At 62.8% G+C, this 16,563-nt stretch carries 11 protein-coding genes and 1 pseudogene; 5 read left to right on the top strand and 7 right to left on the bottom strand.

Annotated features, from left to right (window positions below; genetic code table 11):
* Positions 1–13: 13 nt before the first annotated feature.
* The 5 genes from nhaA to F1609_RS29085 form a co-directional block, all read right to left on the bottom strand.
* Positions 14–1,258, bottom strand: a complete 1,245-nt coding sequence (gene nhaA / locus F1609_RS29105; protein WP_167080620.1) for a Na+/H+ antiporter NhaA — start codon at positions 1,256–1,258, stop codon at positions 14–16.
* A gap of 107 nt (positions 1,259–1,365) precedes the next feature.
* Positions 1,366–1,860, bottom strand: coding sequence for a hypothetical protein (locus tag F1609_RS29100; protein WP_167080618.1), 495 nt, complete (start codon positions 1,858–1,860; stop codon positions 1,366–1,368).
* 150 nt (positions 1,861–2,010) lie between these two features.
* Complete coding sequence (locus tag F1609_RS29095; protein ID WP_229422130.1) at positions 2,011–5,085, bottom strand: di-heme oxidoredictase family protein; 3,075 nt, start codon at positions 5,083–5,085, stop codon at positions 2,011–2,013.
* 471 nt (positions 5,086–5,556) lie between these two features.
* Positions 5,557–6,624: an AI-2E family transporter gene (locus F1609_RS29090; RefSeq protein ID WP_229422124.1), complete on the bottom strand. Its 1,068-nt coding sequence runs from the start codon at positions 6,622–6,624 to the stop codon at positions 5,557–5,559.
* 17 nt (positions 6,625–6,641) lie between these two features.
* Entirely contained in the window at positions 6,642–8,201 is a 1,560-nt protein-coding gene (locus F1609_RS29085; protein ID WP_167080614.1) for a TerC family protein, read from the bottom strand.
* Between the two features lie 175 nt (positions 8,202–8,376).
* Between F1609_RS29085 and F1609_RS29080 the strand changes: the two genes are divergently transcribed.
* Positions 8,377–9,558 carry a tyrosine-type recombinase/integrase gene (locus tag F1609_RS29080; RefSeq protein ID WP_167080612.1) on the top strand — a complete coding sequence of 394 codons (1,182 nt, stop codon included), beginning with the start codon at positions 8,377–8,379 and terminating at the stop codon, positions 9,556–9,558.
* A 225-nt stretch (positions 9,559–9,783) separates the two neighbouring features.
* On the opposite strand, the pseudogene F1609_RS29075 reads toward F1609_RS29080, so the two are convergent.
* Together F1609_RS29075 and F1609_RS29070 are read right to left on the bottom strand one after the other, a co-directional pair.
* A pseudogene (locus F1609_RS29075) lies at positions 9,784–10,333 on the bottom strand (recombinase family protein).
* Positions 10,334–10,404: 71 nt separating this feature from the next.
* A complete protein-coding gene (locus F1609_RS29070) occupies positions 10,405–11,754 on the bottom strand; it encodes a short-chain fatty acyl-CoA regulator family protein (RefSeq protein ID WP_167080610.1) in 1,350 nt (449 codons plus the stop codon).
* 240 nt (positions 11,755–11,994) lie between these two features.
* On the opposite strand from F1609_RS29070, the gene F1609_RS29065 reads away from it, so the two are divergent.
* Genes F1609_RS29065 through F1609_RS29050 form a run of 4 tightly spaced genes read left to right on the top strand, consistent with a single transcriptional unit; the run spans position 11,995 to position 16,561 of the window.
* Positions 11,995–13,506 carry a CoA-acylating methylmalonate-semialdehyde dehydrogenase gene (locus F1609_RS29065; protein WP_167080608.1) on the top strand — a complete coding sequence of 504 codons (1,512 nt, stop codon included), beginning with the start codon at positions 11,995–11,997 and terminating at the stop codon, positions 13,504–13,506.
* A 4-nt stretch (positions 13,507–13,510) separates the two neighbouring features.
* Entirely contained in the window at positions 13,511–14,671 is a 1,161-nt protein-coding gene (locus F1609_RS29060; protein WP_167080606.1) for an acyl-CoA dehydrogenase family protein, read from the top strand.
* Positions 14,668–15,453, top strand: coding sequence for an enoyl-CoA hydratase (locus tag F1609_RS29055; protein ID WP_167080604.1), 786 nt, complete (start codon positions 14,668–14,670; stop codon positions 15,451–15,453). The genes F1609_RS29060 and F1609_RS29055 overlap by 4 nt, the downstream gene beginning before the upstream one ends.
* A 1-nt stretch (position 15,454) precedes the next feature.
* Positions 15,455–16,561, top strand: coding sequence for an enoyl-CoA hydratase/isomerase family protein (locus F1609_RS29050; RefSeq protein ID WP_196785506.1), 1,107 nt, complete (start codon positions 15,455–15,457; stop codon positions 16,559–16,561).
* Positions 16,562–16,563: the final 2 nt, after the last annotated feature.

Here is a 16,563-nt window from a genome sequence, read left to right as displayed (position 1 = left end):
GGCCGCGGCCGCGTCACCCCTTGGCGGGTGGCGCGGCTTGGCCATCCTCGAAATCGAGGGTATCGAGGTCGGTGTCGCCCGCCTGCGGCTTGCCGAAGATCTTGAGCCACGTGAACCCGATCACGCCGGCCACCAGCGAGGCCAGCAAAATCGCCATCTTCGACGCATTGATCACCTCGGCCTGACCCACGAAGGCCAGGTTGGTGATAAAAATCGACATCGTAAAGCCAATCCCGCCCAGCAATCCCGCACCGAACACATGGCGCCAGGCAAGGTCCAGCGGCAGCCGGCAGATGCCCACGGTCACCGCCGCCAGGCAGAACAAGGTAATCCCGAGCGGCTTGCCGATCACCAGGCCGGCCAGGATGCCCAGGCTGTTGGCCGACGCCAGCTCGCCGGTCCAGCCCGATGCAATGATGATGCCGGTATTGGCCAGCGCAAAAATCGGCAGGATGATGAAGGCAACCGGTTTGTGCAGGATGTGTTCGAGCCGGTGCGACGGCGAATCCTGGTCGTCCTGTTTGTGCGAGAACGGAATGGCGAAGGCCAGCAGCACGCCGGCGATGGTCGCATGCACGCCCGATTTGAGCATCAGGAACCACATGATGGCGCCGCCGAGCAGGTAAGGCGCCAGCGCCATGATACGCAACACGCGGTTCATGCACAGCAGCACGCCGAACATGGCGATGGCGCCCAGCAGATACGGCACCGACAACTGCGCCGTATAAAACACGGCGATCACGATAATCGCGCCCAGGTCGTCCATGACGGCCAGCGCGGTCAGGAAAATCTTGAGCGAGGCCGGCACGCGGCTGCCCAGCAGGGCCAGCACGCCGAGGGCGAAGGCGATATCGGTCGCCATGGGAATGCCGATCCCGGCCTGGGTGGGCGAACCCGTATTCATACTGAAATGGATCAGCGCCGGCACGCCAATGCCGCCAACCGCCGCCACGATCGGCAGCAGCGCGTTCTTGAAGTTGGATAGTTCGCCGTTATACAGCTCGCGTTCGAGTTCGAGGCCGATTAGCAGGAAAAAGATCGCCATCAGCGCATCGTTGATCCAGTGCTCGACGCTCATGCCGGCCAGTTTGAGGTGCCAGAAAGCCAGGTAGTCGGGTCCAACAGCGGAATTGGCCAGCACCAGCGACACCAGCGTGCAGACAATCAGCACAATGCCGCCGGCTTTGCTCGATGCAAAGAACTCTTTGAAAGTGTTGGACAGGGTTCGGGAAATAACAGGGGAGGAGAGTGGATTCATAGGTCGCGCCAAAGCTGCGTGGCGGCCCGACCATCGCAAACACCTGCCACACGGACGTGTGGACACCCAGCCCGTAGTATACCTTATTGCGCTGCCCGCCAGGCTGGTTAATCCATTATCTCGACAAACGCCTTCTTTTCCGTGTCCCAGACCTGGCCATTGAATGCGTAGGTGTCGTAGCTCAGATAAAATCCATCGTCCGTGCGCACATAGTGCGCCCTGGCGCCGTATTTGATTCTTTTCCTGGAAAGATCCTTGATGTTGCCGGCTGTCGCCACCTGCATCAAGGATTCCGGATAGACGCCGGTCTGCTTCTTGTAGACATAAATAGACGCAACCACCGCGGACGCAGCCCGTTCGACGGCGGGGTTGAAGAGCGAGCCGATGTAAGTACTCAAGAAAAACCCGAACAGCCCGGCAAAAAACAGCTTCCAGCTGACGAATAGGCGCCCGCTTGCGCCAGACAGGAAGAACGTGACCAACAGCAGCAGCAACAAGGCCATGAAACCGGTATATCCCTTGAAATTGTCGTGCACGTCATACAGCCCGATGGCAAGAAACGCAATGACGCACGCCACATACTTGAAATACGCCGACTTCATGGATAAATACCTGCTGTGAGAGTGTTCGGATGTGTCGATAGCATCGATAAAAATGCCGCAGAGACAGATTTTAATCGACATCCACGCATGTAAAAAGAGCGCCGGACCATATCCTGTCCGGCGCTCTTCGATTCACCGCGCTTTAAACGCTTACAGCGACTTGAGGAACGCCAGCAGCGCCTCGCGGTCCTGCGCCGACAGCGCCTCGAAACGCTGGCGCGACTTGTCGGCTTCGCCGCCGTGCCACAGGATCGCCTCGGTCAGGTTGCGCGCGCGGCCATCGTGCAGATAGCCGACCTTGCCTTCCTTGCCCATGACCAGGTCGGTGTAGCCGATGCCCCACAGCGGCGCGGTACGCCACATATTGCCCTTGGCCTGGCCTTCGGCAAACTTGTCGGCCAGTCCGGCGCCCATGTCATGCAGCAGCATGTCGGTGTACGGACGGATGGTCTGGTTGCGCAGCTCGGCGAACAGGTGGCCGGCGCCGGTTTTCATCTGCACCGTGTGACAGGCGGCGCAGCGCATGCCGGTAAACAGCTTGCTGCCGGCGCTGACCAGCTGCGCATCGACGCGATGCTCGTCGATTGGCGCTACGCCCTTCGGAAAGCCGCTGGAAACGCTGCGCTGGGCGGGAACACCAACCAGGGCCAGGTACTGCGTGATCGACTTCAGGTCGGACTCGATGATGCCCTTTTGCGCGGCTTTCGTTGCGCAACCGGCCGGGTCAAAGGCGCAGCTGCGGTTTGGATGCACCGGCGAGGTCACCGACATGTCGAGCAGCAGCGCGTCGGCGCTCTGGTGACGCAGGGTGGCTTTGGATGCCTTCCAGCCGAAGCGGCCCAGGCGCACCGCGCCGTTTTCCGGATCGAACACGAAGTTGGCCGTGCCCTTGACCCCGTCGGCATCGGCCGGCTGCGCCGCGCGCGCCAGGATATCGGCTTCCGGAATCGCTTCGAGTAGGCCGGTGCCGATCATCGGCTGGGCCGCGCGCAGCGAAAAGGCGTCAGGGACCGGGCCTTCGAAGGCGAGCGCCGGCTTGCGCAGTTCGACGGTGGTGCCGTCGGCCAGCTTGACCGAGCGCGTCTCGAAGCTGGCCACACGCGCGCCCATGCCCCAGTTCTGCGCGCTCCCGGTTGGCGACACGGCGTTCATCTGCACTGCGGTGCCGTACAGCGGATGCGGCACTTGCTGGCCGTTCGCGCCGCTGCTTGCCACCCGCACCGACATGCTGTCCAGACGCTGGCCCAGCGCGGCCGGGGCCGGGCTGCGGCCGTTGTTGACGTGGCAGGCGATACAGGCGGACTGGTTGTAGCGCTGGCCTTGCAGGCCGACCGCCGGCAGGTAGCGGTCGTTGCCGCCCTCGTTATGGTCGCCGCTCAGGAAGTTGGTATGCACCAGGCGCCGGCCTTCGACGAAACGCTGCATGTTCTGCATGCCAACGTTGTTGTGCGGCTGCTGGAACATGAACAGGCCGTTGTCGGTGTAGTTGTACGAAATCGAGCCCTGGCCGCCGGACAGGGTTTCTTCCGGCAGCGGCACCGAGTTCAGGCGCGGCTGCACGCCGTACCACGGTTTCAGGCCGGAACCGACCACGTACACCCACTCGTACGAGTAGTAGCGGATGCCGCCGGTGTCGCCCTTGGCCGCCATCGATTCCTTGGTCGAGAAGAACGACGGCGAGACTTCGATGATGTCGCCGGCGACCAGCGCGCGTCCCGGCACGCTCTTACCGTTCGGCATGCCGTTGGCGTCGATGCCGCCGTGGCCCGGATAGCCCTTGACCAGCAGGGTGCAGGCGCCGTTGATGCCGTTGGCATTGGTCAGCTTGCCGTTGGCCGGATAGGCGATGGGTGCGCACTGGGCCACGCTGCGGTCGACCAGTTCGCCCGGATTCATCCAGCCGTAGCCGGTCACGCCGGGCCGGTCGAAGGCGCGGAAGAAGGCGATCCCGCCCGACAAAAAGTCGGTCTGGGTATACTGATTGACGATCAGCTGCGGCTTGGTGACGCCGGCCACGCGGCTGTTGTCGATGATTTCCACGCCCCAGGTGCGGTTCTTGAAGTATTGCGGCACGAAGGTGAGGTAGTTGCCCGGGCCTTTGTTGACGGCCAGGCCGGTGGCCGGGTCGACCGTTTCGTTCGGGCCTTCGCCGATCTCGTTCCATTCTTCGCCGCGCTCGCGGCCGTGGCGCGCCAGGCCGCGCGCGCCGAAGCGGGTGACCAGGGTGCCGTCGGGCAGGGAAAACTGCAGCGTTTCGAGCGGTTCGGCCGCCGCCGGCAGCGGGCTCATGGCACTGCCGTTGGCGGGGAACGGGTGGGCCGAGGTGAGCGCCGGCGGCACGGTGTTGTCGCTGCCCGGGCTCTTGAATTCGGCTTCGAACAGCGAGTAGCCGTACTGGGTGGCGCGCGCCACGCCCTGCAGGCGGATGAAACGGGCATTGACGCCCAGGTTGAAGAATTCTTCGATGCCGCCGCGGCCGTTGCTCACGCTGCGCAGCGCGGTCCAGTTCTGGCCGTCGTCCGACACGCGCAGTTCATACTGCTTGCCGTAGGCGTTTTCCCATTGCAGCTTCATGTAGCCGACTTGCGTCTTGACGCCGAAGTCGAACTCGATCCAGGCGCCGTCTTCAGCCTTGCTGGCCCAGCGCGTGGCGGCTTTGCCGTCGATCGTCATGGCGGCCGACATGCCCTGGTTTTCCACCGGCGACGAGTTTGCCGCGACCGGCTTGATGGCCACGCCGGGCTGGCCAGGATCGGCCGGGCCGGGCGCGGGAGGCGGGGTCGGGGTGGTCGGCACCGGCGCGCCCGAAAACGCCTGGATTTCAAACATCGAATAGCCGTACTGCGAGGAGCGCTTGATGCCCTGCATGCGCAGATAGCGGCCTTTGCCGTTCAGGCCGGTGATGTCTTCGGTGCCGCCCTGGCTGTCGCTGACGGTCTTGATGGTGGTCCAGTTGGCCTTGTCGTCCGACACTTGCAAGAGGTAGGCGCTGGCATGGGCATTTTCCCAGTCGATCCGCACCCGGCTGATGAGCTCGGACTTGCCGAAGTCGAGCGTGAGCGATTCGCCATCGTTAAAACCGCTGCTCCAGCGCGTCTTGTCGTCGTGGTCGGTGGCGGCCGCGCCGCCCAGGTCGGGCCGCTCGGCCGAACTGGCGCTGGCGGTGACCGGGGTGAGGGCGGTTTCCGCCGCCGCTTGCGCGACCATGCGCGATGTGCCGCTCATGCTGCCCTGGCCCGTCGGGGGCGCTTCGCCGTTGCCATTGCCGTTGCCGCCGCAAGCGGCCAGCAGCAGTGTCAGGGCAAGGGGAAGACCCTGAACGGACAATTTGCGCAACTGTCCCCGCGACGCGCCAAGCCGGCGAGCGCCCGATGTTGAATACCTCATGTTTACCTCGTTTGGTCGGACTTCATTAAAAGTGATGCCGCCGGCGCAGGACCGGGCGGCATGCTTCTCTTGTTTTGTCCAGGGCGACCGGCCACCCTGACGGTGTGCAGTTTCCTGATTGCACTGCATTCAATTTGCATCTTTATAACATGCACATATGACAATCTGGAAACGTTCCCATCCGATTTGGTGATTTTTTGTGAGGAAGTGTTGGGAGGGCGCGACGAATGGCGCGCCCGTATTGACGCTGGAGACGGAAAACAGCGACGGTTTTGCGCGGCCGCCGACGAGCACCGGCGGAGGCTTGAATCAGGGAACCGGTGTGTGATCCGATGCAGCCGTGACGATCACCGGTACCGGCTCGGCCTCGCCGCCGCGCAGCCACCAGAACAGCACAGCCATCATGAACGGACCGATAAACAGGCCCAGCACGCCCATGGTCGAGACGCCGCCCAGCAAGCCGAACAGCACTGCGAGGAAGGGCAGGTTGACGCGCTGGCCGATCAGTTTGGGGCGCACGAACTTATCGACCAAAAACAGCTCGAAGGCGCCCCAGCAGAACAGGCCCAGCGCCGCGCCCGCATGGCCCTGGCCGAGCAGCAGTACCGACACCGAGGTGAAGGCCAGCGGCGCGCCGCCCGGAATCAGGGCAAGGTAGCCGGTGATCACGCCGAGCAAGACCGGGGCGGGCGCGCCCGCGACCGCGTAGGCCAGCCCCAGGACCAGGCCTTCGAGCAGCGCGACCGAACACAGGCCGAGCGCGGTGCCGCGCACCGACAGCGGCAGCAGGCGGCGCAGTGCCGGGTAGTGCTTGGGCAGCAAACGTTCGCCGGCGTGGTCGGCATAGATCGCCACCGCCGGGCCATGCAGATACAGGATGAACAGGGTGAGGATCGCCAGGAACAGGTACAGGGCGTTGGTCAGGATGGTGGTGCCGAGCATGCGCGCCGTGCCGGTCAGGAAAGGCAGGAATTCGCCGGCCGTGGTCTGGATCAGCGTGGCCAAGCCTCCCGGCTGCGCCAGGTTGTTATGCCACCATTTCAGCGCCGGTTCGGCCACCACCGGCAAGCGCGACAGCCATTCCGGCGGCGCAACGCCGGTCTGGTTGATCTGGCCGAGCAAGCGCTCCACCGTTTCCAGTTCGTTACTGAGCGTATTGATCAGGAAGATGGACGGACCCACGAGCGTGAGCACCAGCAGCGCGACCAGGGCACTTGCGCTGGCAATGCGCGACCAGCCGCGTTGCAGCAGCTTTTCGTGCAGCGGCCAGGTGATCACCGCCAGCAGTCCGGCCCAGGCCAGCGAGCCAAGGAAGTGCTGCAGCAGGAACGCCAGCGCGATCGCAAAGCCGATCGGCAGGAAAGGAAATTTGGACATGCCTTCTACTCCGGTTTTCATTTCTCTTGCGGCCCGTTGTCGGAAGACAGGCGCGTCACCAGCACCGTGGCGATGCGGCGCTCGACGACGTCCAGCACTTCGAAGCGCAGGCCGTCGACGTCGATCGTTTCGCCGGCCTGCGGCAGCGTAGTAAAGCGCTCCAGCATGAAACCGGCCAGAGAGGTATATTCATCATCAATCGAAACCAGGGCGTCGCTGTGCAGCACCTGCTGGAGATAATGCAGGTCAGCCGTGCCATCGATTTTCCACTGGTCCTTGGCGAGCGCCTGGATCACCGGCTGCTCATCTTCGTCCGGAAATTCGCCGGCGATCGCCTCCAGGATATCAATCGGCGTCACCAGTCCCTGGATGGTTCCATATTCATCGGCGATCAGGACCAGTTGCCCATGCGAGCGCTTGAGGGTGTCCATCACCTTCAGCACGCCGACCGAGTCCGGCATGATGAGCGGATCGCGCAGGCTGGCCGGGTCGATCTTTCCGTGCGCGGAGAGGTCGGCAATCAGGTCTTTCGCCCTTGCCACGCCGACAATGTCATCAAGCTGGCCGCGGCACACCGGGAAAAAGCTGTGCGGCGTATCGAGTACCTGCTGCCGGATGGTGGCCGCGCTGGCGTTGAGGTCGACCCAGGTCAGGTCGGACCTCGGCGTCATGACCGACCGGACCGACCGCTGCGACAGGCTCAGCACACCGCTGACCATGTTGCGCTCCTCATTCTCGAAGGCGGGCGCTTCAGCCGGTTCGACCGTGTTTTCCGCTTCCTGGCTTACTTCCGCGCGCGTCTTGCTGCCCAGCATGCGCAAGATGGCATCGGCGGTGCGCTCGCGCAGCGGCACATGCGCGTCTATCTTGGCAAAGTTCTTGCGCGCAAGCTGGTTGAAAAATTCGATGACGATCGAGAAACCGATCGCGGCATACAAATAGCCTTTCGGAATCTTGAACCCGAGGCCCTCGGCCACCAGGCTCAGGCCGATCATCAGCAGGAAGCTCAGGCACAGCACGACCACGGTGGGGTGGGCGTTGACGAAGCGCGTCAGCGGCTTGGACGCCAGAATCATCACCGCCATGGAAATGATCACGGCCGCCATCATCACGCCCAGCTCATCGACCATGCCGACGGCGGTGATGACGGCGTCGAGCGAGAACACCGCGTCGAGCACGATGATCTGGGCAATGACCGCACCCAGGCTCGCGTACACCCGGGGGCCGCTGTGCACGTGGATCTTTCCCTCGACCCGCTCGTGCAGCTCCATGGTTGCCTTGAACAGCAAGAAGACACCGCCGAGCAGCAGGATCAGGTCGCGCCCGGACACCGCCTTGCCCATCAGGGAAATGAGCGGTTCGGTCAGGGTGACCATCCATGAAATCATGGTCAGCAGGCCGAGCCGCATCAGCATGGCCAGCGACAGGCCGATCAGGCGGGCCTTGTCGCGTTGATGGGGTGGAACCTTTTCGGCCAGGATGGCGATAAAAATGAGATTGTCGATGCCCAGCACGATCTCAAGTACCACCAGTGTCAGCAAGCCGACCCAGATATTCGGGTCAAAGAACCATTCCATTAAAAACGCCTGTCGTGATGAAGTGTGTAAAAGGTCGAAGCCGATCCTGGAGCGCCAGGCGGAATGGGGTGAAATTATACCCCCTGTCACGATGCGGATGAGGCCGGAGACGGGTACAAGGAAGTGGATCAAACTGCTATACTGTACGTTCATACAGTATTCAAGCCACACGTGCATGCACAAATTCACACCGATCAACCTGGAACCGGTGCCGCGCAGCGGTCCGCTGCCCAGCGACACCAAGCGCCCCGACATCGGCATCTTCCACGTGGCCGACGACGCCATCACGAATGCCAGCACCGACAGCGAAATCGCGCGCGAATTCATCGCCCACGGCGAACTGAGCGAAAAGTCGATCGCCAACACGCAGAAGGAACTGTTTCGCTTCCTCACCTGGTGCCGCGAAGAAGCGGGCAGGTCGTTCCACCAGCTCAGCGTGGCCGACCTGAACCTGTATAAGGAATTCCTCAAAAATCCGCCGGCCGACTGGGTTGCCACTACCAAATGGCCGCGCACCGATCCGCGCTACCGCCCGTTCACGGGGCCGCTGTCGGACGCCAGCCGGCGCCAGGCCATGATCGCCGTCAAGGGTTTGCTGGCATTTGCCGAACAAACCGGCTACATGCGGCGCAATCCGGCGCGCCTGGTCAAGAACGTGCGCGCGCCGGCGGCCAGCCGCATCACGCGCTACCTGACCCCGCACGCCATCGCCCTGGCGCTCGCCACCGTCTCGGTGCGGCCCGCCGAAACGCCGTCGGCACTGCGGCGCCGCGCGCGCGACCGCTTCTTGCTGGTGGCGTTCACGCACACGGGGGCGCGCCTGAACGAGATCGTCAGTGCCAACATGGGCGCGATCTATACCGAGGGCAACGGCCGCTGGTGGCTCGATGTGATCGGCAAAGGCAACAAGCCGCGCCGTCTGCCGGTGCCGCCGGACATGCTGGCCGCCTTGCGCGACTACCGCCAGGCCTTCGGCCTGCTGCCGCAGACCTCGCGCACCGACCGCACGCCGTTGGTGCTGTCGAGCCGTAACCATTCGCTGGCGCGCATTACCGACGAAGCCGCCGCCCAGGCCCTCAAGGCCGTGTTCGCAGCCGCCGCGTCGGCCGCCGCTGGCGAGGGCGACACCGAAACGGCCGCGGTGCTGCGCCAGGCTTCGCCGCACTGGCTGCGCCACAGCATGCTGACCAACCACGCCAACAACGGCGTGCAGCTGAAAACCCTGCAAGACACGGCCGGGCACGCCAACATTGCCACCACGGCGGCGTATCTGCACAAAACAGATAACGAGCGGCATGACGAAATCATCGCCTCGGTGAGGGGGGTTGAGGTGCAGTGGAACGGAAAACCGGGTTAAGCCTCTGGCAGCTGGTCATCAAGCCTATGTGCGACGCTACCGCCAAGCCGCCGGCGAGCCGGATGATGTTGTGAATTCCGAACTGGCGCAGCGCCGCTCGACGTCTTCCGGCCGCGTCGCAGGCTTCGTTCCATGCTTTGCCTCGTTCCTTGCGCAGCGCTCGCAGACCGTCAACCAACATCGTTCGCTCAGCGTCGCTCAATCCGTCAACTGGGGCATGGATTTTCATGCGGCTTCCACTTTCAGGTATTGGTACAGTGTCTCGCGGCTGATCTTGAACTCGCGCGCGAGGCTGGCCTTCTGCTCGCCGGCACCGGCGCGGCGGCGCAGCTCGACAACCTGGCCGGCCGCCAGCGCTTTCTTGCGGCCACGGTATGCGCCGCGCTGCTTGGCCAGGGCGATTCCTTCCCGCTGCCGCTCGCGGATCAGCGCCCGCTCGAATTCGGCGAACGCCCCCATAACCGACAGCAGCAGGTTCGCCATTGGCGAATCCTCGCCAGTAAAGGTCAGGCACTCCTTGACGAACTCGATGCGGATGCCTCGCTTGGTGAGCTGTTGCACCAAGCGACGCAAGTCGTCCAGGTTGCGGGCCAGGCGGTCCATGCTGTGCACCACCACGGTGTCGCCCTCGCGGGCGAACGACAGCATGGCATCGAGCTGCGGCCCTGTCGGTATCCTTCCCCGATGCCTTGTCGATGAACTGTTTGTCCACCTGGACGTGATCGAGTTGGCGCTCTGGATTCTGGTCGACACTGCTGCCCCGGATATAACCGATGAGCGAAAAGTAAGGGCACGGAATTCTCGGCGGTTCCGGCGTTCACCCCCTATATGTTATGGGTGGCATGGTTATCTCGGCAAGATAGAGGGAAATGCGCGTTGCGGACAATCGCGCCGCTCGCAGACTTTGCAGCCCGTTCCAATTGCAGTTGCCGCGCTTGGGTCATGCAGGTCCAACCCCTTGGCATAGACCAGCCTGTGCGCCTGCGAAATGTCGCAGCCAAGTGCAACCGCAAATGATTTGCTCGGCGCAGCGAAACCAGCAGGCCCGGAACTGACCTGGCGCGCGATCCAGAGGTGCGTACTACCATCCGGCATGCGGGCGATCTGGCGCAAAATGCGGCCCGGCTGGCTAAACGCCTCATAGATAATCCACAATGGGCAAGTCCCACCCACTCGCGAAAAATGGAACGCGGTCGCCGACTGGCGCTTCGAGACGTTGCCGGCGCGGTCAACACGCACAAAGAAAAACGGCAGCCCGCTAAATCCGGGACGTTGCATGGTGCTCAGGCGATGGCACACGGCTTCGAATCCGACGCCGAACTGGTGCGCGAGCACGTCGATATCGTAGGCGGTCGCTTCCGCAGCGCGCAAAAATGCTGTGTACGGCATGAGTGTCGCCCCGGCAAAATAGTTCGACAGCGCGAGTCTGGCGCCGTTACGCGCGGCCTCGCTCGACAACGCTGCCTTGATCAGCAGTGTATCGATCAGGCCGGCATGTTCCAGCAGCCCCAGTTGCGCTGCCATCTGGAAAGCTTGCTGGCCCGGGTTCATCGAGTCCGGCAGCCACAGGACGCGCTGTTGTGAATCGTAGCGGCGTTTGCGAAGCAGGGTGTCTTCGCCTGTAGCCGTCAGGACCGTGACACCTGATAGCTGCAGCAAGCGCGCCCGCAGCGCTTCCCCGGTGATCGTGCCGACTCCCTCGGCTGCTTCGTCGAGCTCGCCAATGTAATTCTGGCGCCCGTTCAGGTAGTCGCGCACCTCTTCGTCGGCAGAGGGTTGCAGCGCACTTTGATTGCCTTCGTTGCTGTCGAATTGCGCCTCCAGCGATTCGGCGCGCTCGGCCATCATGCGGTAGCGGCGCTGCAGCTGGAGAATCGCGCGGGCCACGCCTGGCATATTTTCGACCAGCATCTTGAGCTCGGCGAACGATGTGGTCTCACTGCCGGGCAGCTCGCTCAGGATATCGCGAACATCGGCGACGAGGTTTGCGCTGCCGTGCTCCGAAAATATTTGCGGATCGACCTCCAGCACACTGCCGATGCGCAGCAGGATCGGTACCGTCAGCGGGCGTTGGTTGCGTTCAATTTGATTCAGATAGCTCGGCGAGATGCCAAGCGTCTTTGCCAGTGCTGCTTGTGTCATCTTGCGCTCTTCGCGCAAGCGCTGCAGCCGGACGCCCATAAATACCTTACTCATGATTCTGGCTTGCGGGGGCAACATCGTCCAGCGGGCAGCGTCCAGCATGGTCCCACTGAACTCTCCAACCCCGGTAGCCGGACATTGATAAAACTTCGCAATATTTGCAATTCTCCCTATTTTTCTTCGCAATTCCTCGCATTTTTACACCTTCATGTTCTGTGGGAATAAGCGAATAATGCAAACAAATGTCAGAAAACGCAAGTCGCTTGATTTGCTTCCAACCTCTCGGAGAACTACATGCCAGTACTGAAGACCGCCGTTCCAACTGTACCCTTGCTGATCAATGGCGAATGGGTGGAATCGACCAGCACCGTGTGGCGCGACGTAATCAATCCTGCGACCCAGGAGGTCCTGGCGCGGGTGCCGTTCGCCACCGCCGAAGAAGTGGCACAGGCAGTCTCGGCGGCGCAGCGCGCCTTTAAAACCTGGCGCAAGACCCCGATCGGCGCTCGTGCCCGCATTTTCTTGAAGCTGCAGCAGCTCATCCGGGAGAACATGGCCGACCTCGCGGCGACGCTAACGGCTGAACAAGGGAAAACGCTGCTCGATGCGGAGGGCGACGTATTCCGGGGGCTGGAAGTGGTCGAGCACGCAGCGAACATCGGAACCTTGCAGATGGGCGAGTTCGCGCAGAACGTGGCCGGCGGCGTGGACACATACAGCGTGCTGCAACCGCTCGGCGTCTGCGCCGGCATTACGCCGTTCAATTTCCCGGCAATGATTCCGCTTTGGATGTTCCCGATGGCGATCGCCTGCGGCAATACTTTTGTGCTTAAGCCTTCCGAGCAGGATCCGCTGGTCACCGAGAAGCTTGTGCGCCTGGCGTTGCAAGCCGGTATTCCACCCGGGGTGCTGAACGTCGTGCACGGCGGCGAGGAGGTCGTCAACGCGCTCTGCGACCATCCCGATATCAAGGCCATTTCCTTTGTTGGCTCGACCAGGGTCGGTACCCATGTCTACCAACGGGCCACTCTGGCCGGCAAGCGCGCTCAGTGCATGATGGGTGCAAAGAACCATGCGGTGGTGCTACCTGACGCAAACAAGGAGCAGACGCTGAACCAGTTGCTTGGCGCCGGTTTCGGTGCCGCCGGCCAGCGCTGCATGGCCGCTTCCGTCGCGGTTCTGGTGGGCGAGGCCCAGGCATGGCTGCCGGAGCTGGTCGAGAAAGCACGCCAGTTGTCAGTCGGCGCCGGCAAGGATAATCCCGATCTGGGCCCTGTCGTCTCATGCGCGGCAAAGGAACGCGTACTGGCCATGGTTGCCAAGGGCCTGGAGCAAGGCGCCACCCTCGCACTCGACGGACGCGAGATCCGTGTCGACGGGTATCCTGATGGAAATTTCGTTGGTCCAACGATCCTGTCGGACGTCAAACCGGGCATGAATGTCTACGACGATGAAATTTTCGGCCCTGTGCTGATCGTGGTTTCGGCAGCGACCTTGGATGACGCGATCAAACTAGTCAACGCCAATCCCAATGGCAACGGTACGGCACTGTTCACTCAAAGTGGCGCGGCGGCACGCAAGTTCCAAGAAGACATTGATGTCGGCCAGGTCGGCATCAACGTGCCGATCCCGGTACCGGTTCCGCTGTTTAGCTTTACTGGCTCGCGCGGCTCGAAGCTGGGCGATCTGGGGCCGTTCGGCAAACAGGTGGTGCTCTTCTACACCCAGACCCAGACCATTACCCAGCGCTGGTTCGCGGACGCGGCGTCGGTGGGTCAGGTCAATACGACGATCAGCTTGAAATAGCGCCATGGAATTCGATCTCAACGACGAGCAGCGCGAGTTTCAGCGCGCCGCGCGTGCCTTTTCGGAGGGCGAATTGGCGCCCCACGCGGCGCGTTGGGACGCCGATGCTTATTTTTGTCGCGAGACAATCGCCAAGGCAGGGGATATGGGCTTCTGCAGCCTGTATACGCCGCAGCGCTGGGGCGGACTGGGGCTGTCGCGGCTCGATGCCGCCATCGTGTTCGAAGAACTCGCGGCAGGCTGTACCTCGACCACAGCCTATCTCACCATCCACAATATGGCCACCTGGATGGTCTCGCGGTGGGGCGGCGATGCATTGTGCGAACAATGGGTACCGCTGCTGGCAAGCGGCGCCAGGCTTGCTAGTTACTGCCTGACGGAAGCGCAGGCCGGTTCCGATGCTGCCGCCTTGCGCACGCGGGCGGTGCGCGATGGCGACTTTTATGTCATCGACGGCAGTAAGGCTTTCATCTCCGGCGCCAGCCGCACGGATCTGCTGGTCGTGATGGCCCGTACCGGCGAAGCCGGTTCGGGAGGAATTTCAGCATTCGCGATAGCGGCCGACACGCCGGGCATCAGTTATGGCAAGCCGGAACACAAGATGGGCTGGAACAGCCAGCCCACTTGCGCAATAAATTTCGATGCGGTCAGGGTACCAGTCCATTACCGCCTCGGTGAAGAAGGGCAGGGCTTCGCAATGGCGATGAAGGGCCTGGATGGTGGCCGCATCAACATCGCCACCTGTTCGATCGGCACCGCCCAGGCGGCGCTGAACAGGTCGCAGGCTTATCTGAAGGAACGCGTCCAGTTCGGCCGCGAACTGGCCCAATTCCAGGCCCTGCAGTTCAAGCTTGCCGACATGCTCACTGAACTGGTGGCGGCGCGCCAGCTGGTGCGCCTGGCCGCCTGGAAGCTTGATACGGAAAGTCCGGACGCCAGTGCCTATTGCGCCATGGCCAAGCGCTTCGCGACTGACGTCGGCTTCAACGTCGCAAACGATGCCCTGCAGCTGCACGGCGGCTACGGCTACATACGCGAATATCCGCTGGAGCGCCACGTGCGCGACACCCGTGTGCATCAAATCCTCGAAGGTACCAATGAAATCATGCGTCTGATCATCGCCAGGGCCATCCTGCGTGACGGCGCCACGGAGACACTAAAATGAACAAGACATATACCAACCTGAGCATCGAACGCCACCAGCATACCGTGCAGATCACGCTGCACAACCCGCCGGCGCATACCTGGACTGAGGACAGCCTGAAGTCCCTGACCGACCTTGTGAACGACCTGCAGCAGGACCGCGACGTTTACGCGCTCGTCCTCACAGGCGACGGCGCGAAGTTTTTCTCGGCCGGCGCAGATCTCAAGTTGTTCGCCGATGGCGACAAGGCCGTGGCGCGCCGCATGGCGCAACGCTTCGGCGAGGCCTTCGAAGCACTGGCGGGCTTCCGCGGCGTGACCATCGCCGCGATCAACGGCTACGCCATGGGCGGGGGGCTCGAATGTGCCCTGGCCTGCGACATTCGTATCGCCGAAGAGCACGCGCAGATGGCATTGCCCGAGGCGTCAGTAGGTTTGCTGCCGTGCGCCGGAGGTACCCAGAATCTGGCGCGCCTGGTGGGTGAAGGCTGGGCAAAGCGCATGATGCTGTGCGGCGAACGTATTGGCGCGGCGAAGGCACTGGTTATTGGCTTGGTGGAGGAAGTGGTGCCGAGCGGGCAGGGCCTGAGTTGCGCGTTGGCACTGGCGGCCAAGGTTGCACGCCAGAGCCCAAGCAGCGTCGCCGCTTGCAAGACCTTGATCCAGGCGGGCCGCTCGCTGCCGGCCCAGCACAATCTACCACTGGAGCGCGAGCGTTTCGTCAGCCTGTTCGATACGCAAGACCAGAAGGAAGGCGTACAAGCCTTCCTGAACAAACGTGAAGCGAGCTGGAAGAATGGCTGAGATGACCACCAATGAGTCCCCGGTACGGCTGGAAGAACGCGCGGGAGCGGGGGGCATGCGCGTCGCTGTCGCCACGCTCGATGTACCCAAATCCCTGCATGCATTGACGCTGGACATGATACGGCTGCTGGACGGGGCCCTGGCACGCTGGGAGGCCGATCCGTCGATCGCCTGCGTCGTCCTGCAATCGAGCACGGACAAGGCATTCTGCGCTGGCGGCGACGTGCGCAGCCTGCGCGACGCGCTTCTGGCGCAACCGGATGCGATGCCCAATCCCGTCGCGCAAGCGTTCTTCAGCGAGGAATACCGTTTGGATCATCGCATCCATACCTACGCCAAGCCCATACTGGTGTGGGGCGGCGGCATTGTGATGGGAGGTGGATTGGGACTGATGGCGGGCGCCAGCCACCGCGTGGTCACGGAAACGACACGTATCGCCATGCCGGAAATTTCCATTGGCTTGTTCCCGGACGTGGGTGGCAGTTGGTTCTTGCCACGCATGCCGGGGCGTTGCGGACTGTTCCTCGGTCTGACAGGTGCGCCGCTCAATGCTGCCGATGCCTTGTTCACCAGGCTGGCCGACTATTACATCGGGCAGCAGGACCGTGGCAACGTGATAGATGCACTCTGCCAGGTCGCGTGGACGGCACAAGCCGACGCCGGCGCCACGCTTGACCTGGTGCTGCGCGGCTTCCGCTGCTCGGCTGAAGCAATGCCGGCGTCGGAGGTGCGCCTCCACTTCGACGCCATTGAGGCGATGACCGGCGCGCGCGCGCTTACCGATGTGGTCGCGGCGATCATTGCGTATGACGGTGAATCGGCATGGCTGCAACGTGCTGCGAAGGCTCTTTCGGCCGGTTCGCCGTTCTCAGCAGCACTGGCCTGGTCGTTGCAGGAGCGCGCGCGCCATCTTGGGCTGGCCGACGCGTTTCGCCTGGAACTGGTCGTGGCCTTGCGCTGCTGCGCCTATCCGGATTTTTCCGAAGGCGTGCGGGCGCTGTTGATCGACAAAGACAATGCGCCGCATTGGCGGCCTCCCGCACCGCAAGACCTCGCGCAGTGCTTCGAGGCCCCTTGGCCGAAGAATCCTTTGGCCGACCTGAACTGACG

It is taken from the genome of Massilia aquatica, from assembly GCF_011682045.1.
Lineage (GTDB): Bacteria > Pseudomonadota > Gammaproteobacteria > Burkholderiales > Burkholderiaceae_D > Telluria_A > Telluria_A aquatica.
The sequence above is the reverse complement of the archived record's forward strand: the minus strand, read 5'-3'. Positions and strand labels throughout refer to the sequence as shown.

Excerpts from the sequence above, each read along its gene's own strand:
- F1609_RS29070 (WP_167080610.1), bottom strand. The coding sequence starts at position 11,754 with ATGAGTAAGGTATTTATGGGCGTCCGGCTGCAGCGCTTGCGCGAAGAG.
- F1609_RS29095 (WP_229422130.1), bottom strand. The coding sequence starts at position 5,085 with ATGAGCGGCACATCGCGCATGGTCGCGCAAGCGGCGGCGGAAACCGCC.
- F1609_RS29060 (WP_167080606.1), top strand. The coding sequence starts at position 13,511 with ATGGAATTCGATCTCAACGACGAGCAGCGCGAGTTTCAGCGCGCCGCG.
- F1609_RS29080 (WP_167080612.1), top strand. The coding sequence starts at position 8,377 with ATGCACAAATTCACACCGATCAACCTGGAACCGGTGCCGCGCAGCGGT.
- F1609_RS29090 (WP_229422124.1), bottom strand. The coding sequence starts at position 6,624 with ATGTCCAAATTTCCTTTCCTGCCGATCGGCTTTGCGATCGCGCTGGCG.
- F1609_RS29055 (WP_167080604.1), top strand. The coding sequence starts at position 14,668 with ATGAACAAGACATATACCAACCTGAGCATCGAACGCCACCAGCATACC.
- nhaA (WP_167080620.1), bottom strand. The coding sequence starts at position 1,258 with ATGAATCCACTCTCCTCCCCTGTTATTTCCCGAACCCTGTCCAACACT.
- F1609_RS29085 (WP_167080614.1), bottom strand. The coding sequence starts at position 8,201 with ATGGAATGGTTCTTTGACCCGAATATCTGGGTCGGCTTGCTGACACTG.
- F1609_RS29065 (WP_167080608.1), top strand. The coding sequence starts at position 11,995 with ATGCCAGTACTGAAGACCGCCGTTCCAACTGTACCCTTGCTGATCAAT.
- F1609_RS29050 (WP_196785506.1), top strand. The coding sequence starts at position 15,455 with ATGACCACCAATGAGTCCCCGGTACGGCTGGAAGAACGCGCGGGAGCG.
- F1609_RS29100 (WP_167080618.1), bottom strand. The coding sequence starts at position 1,860 with ATGAAGTCGGCGTATTTCAAGTATGTGGCGTGCGTCATTGCGTTTCTT.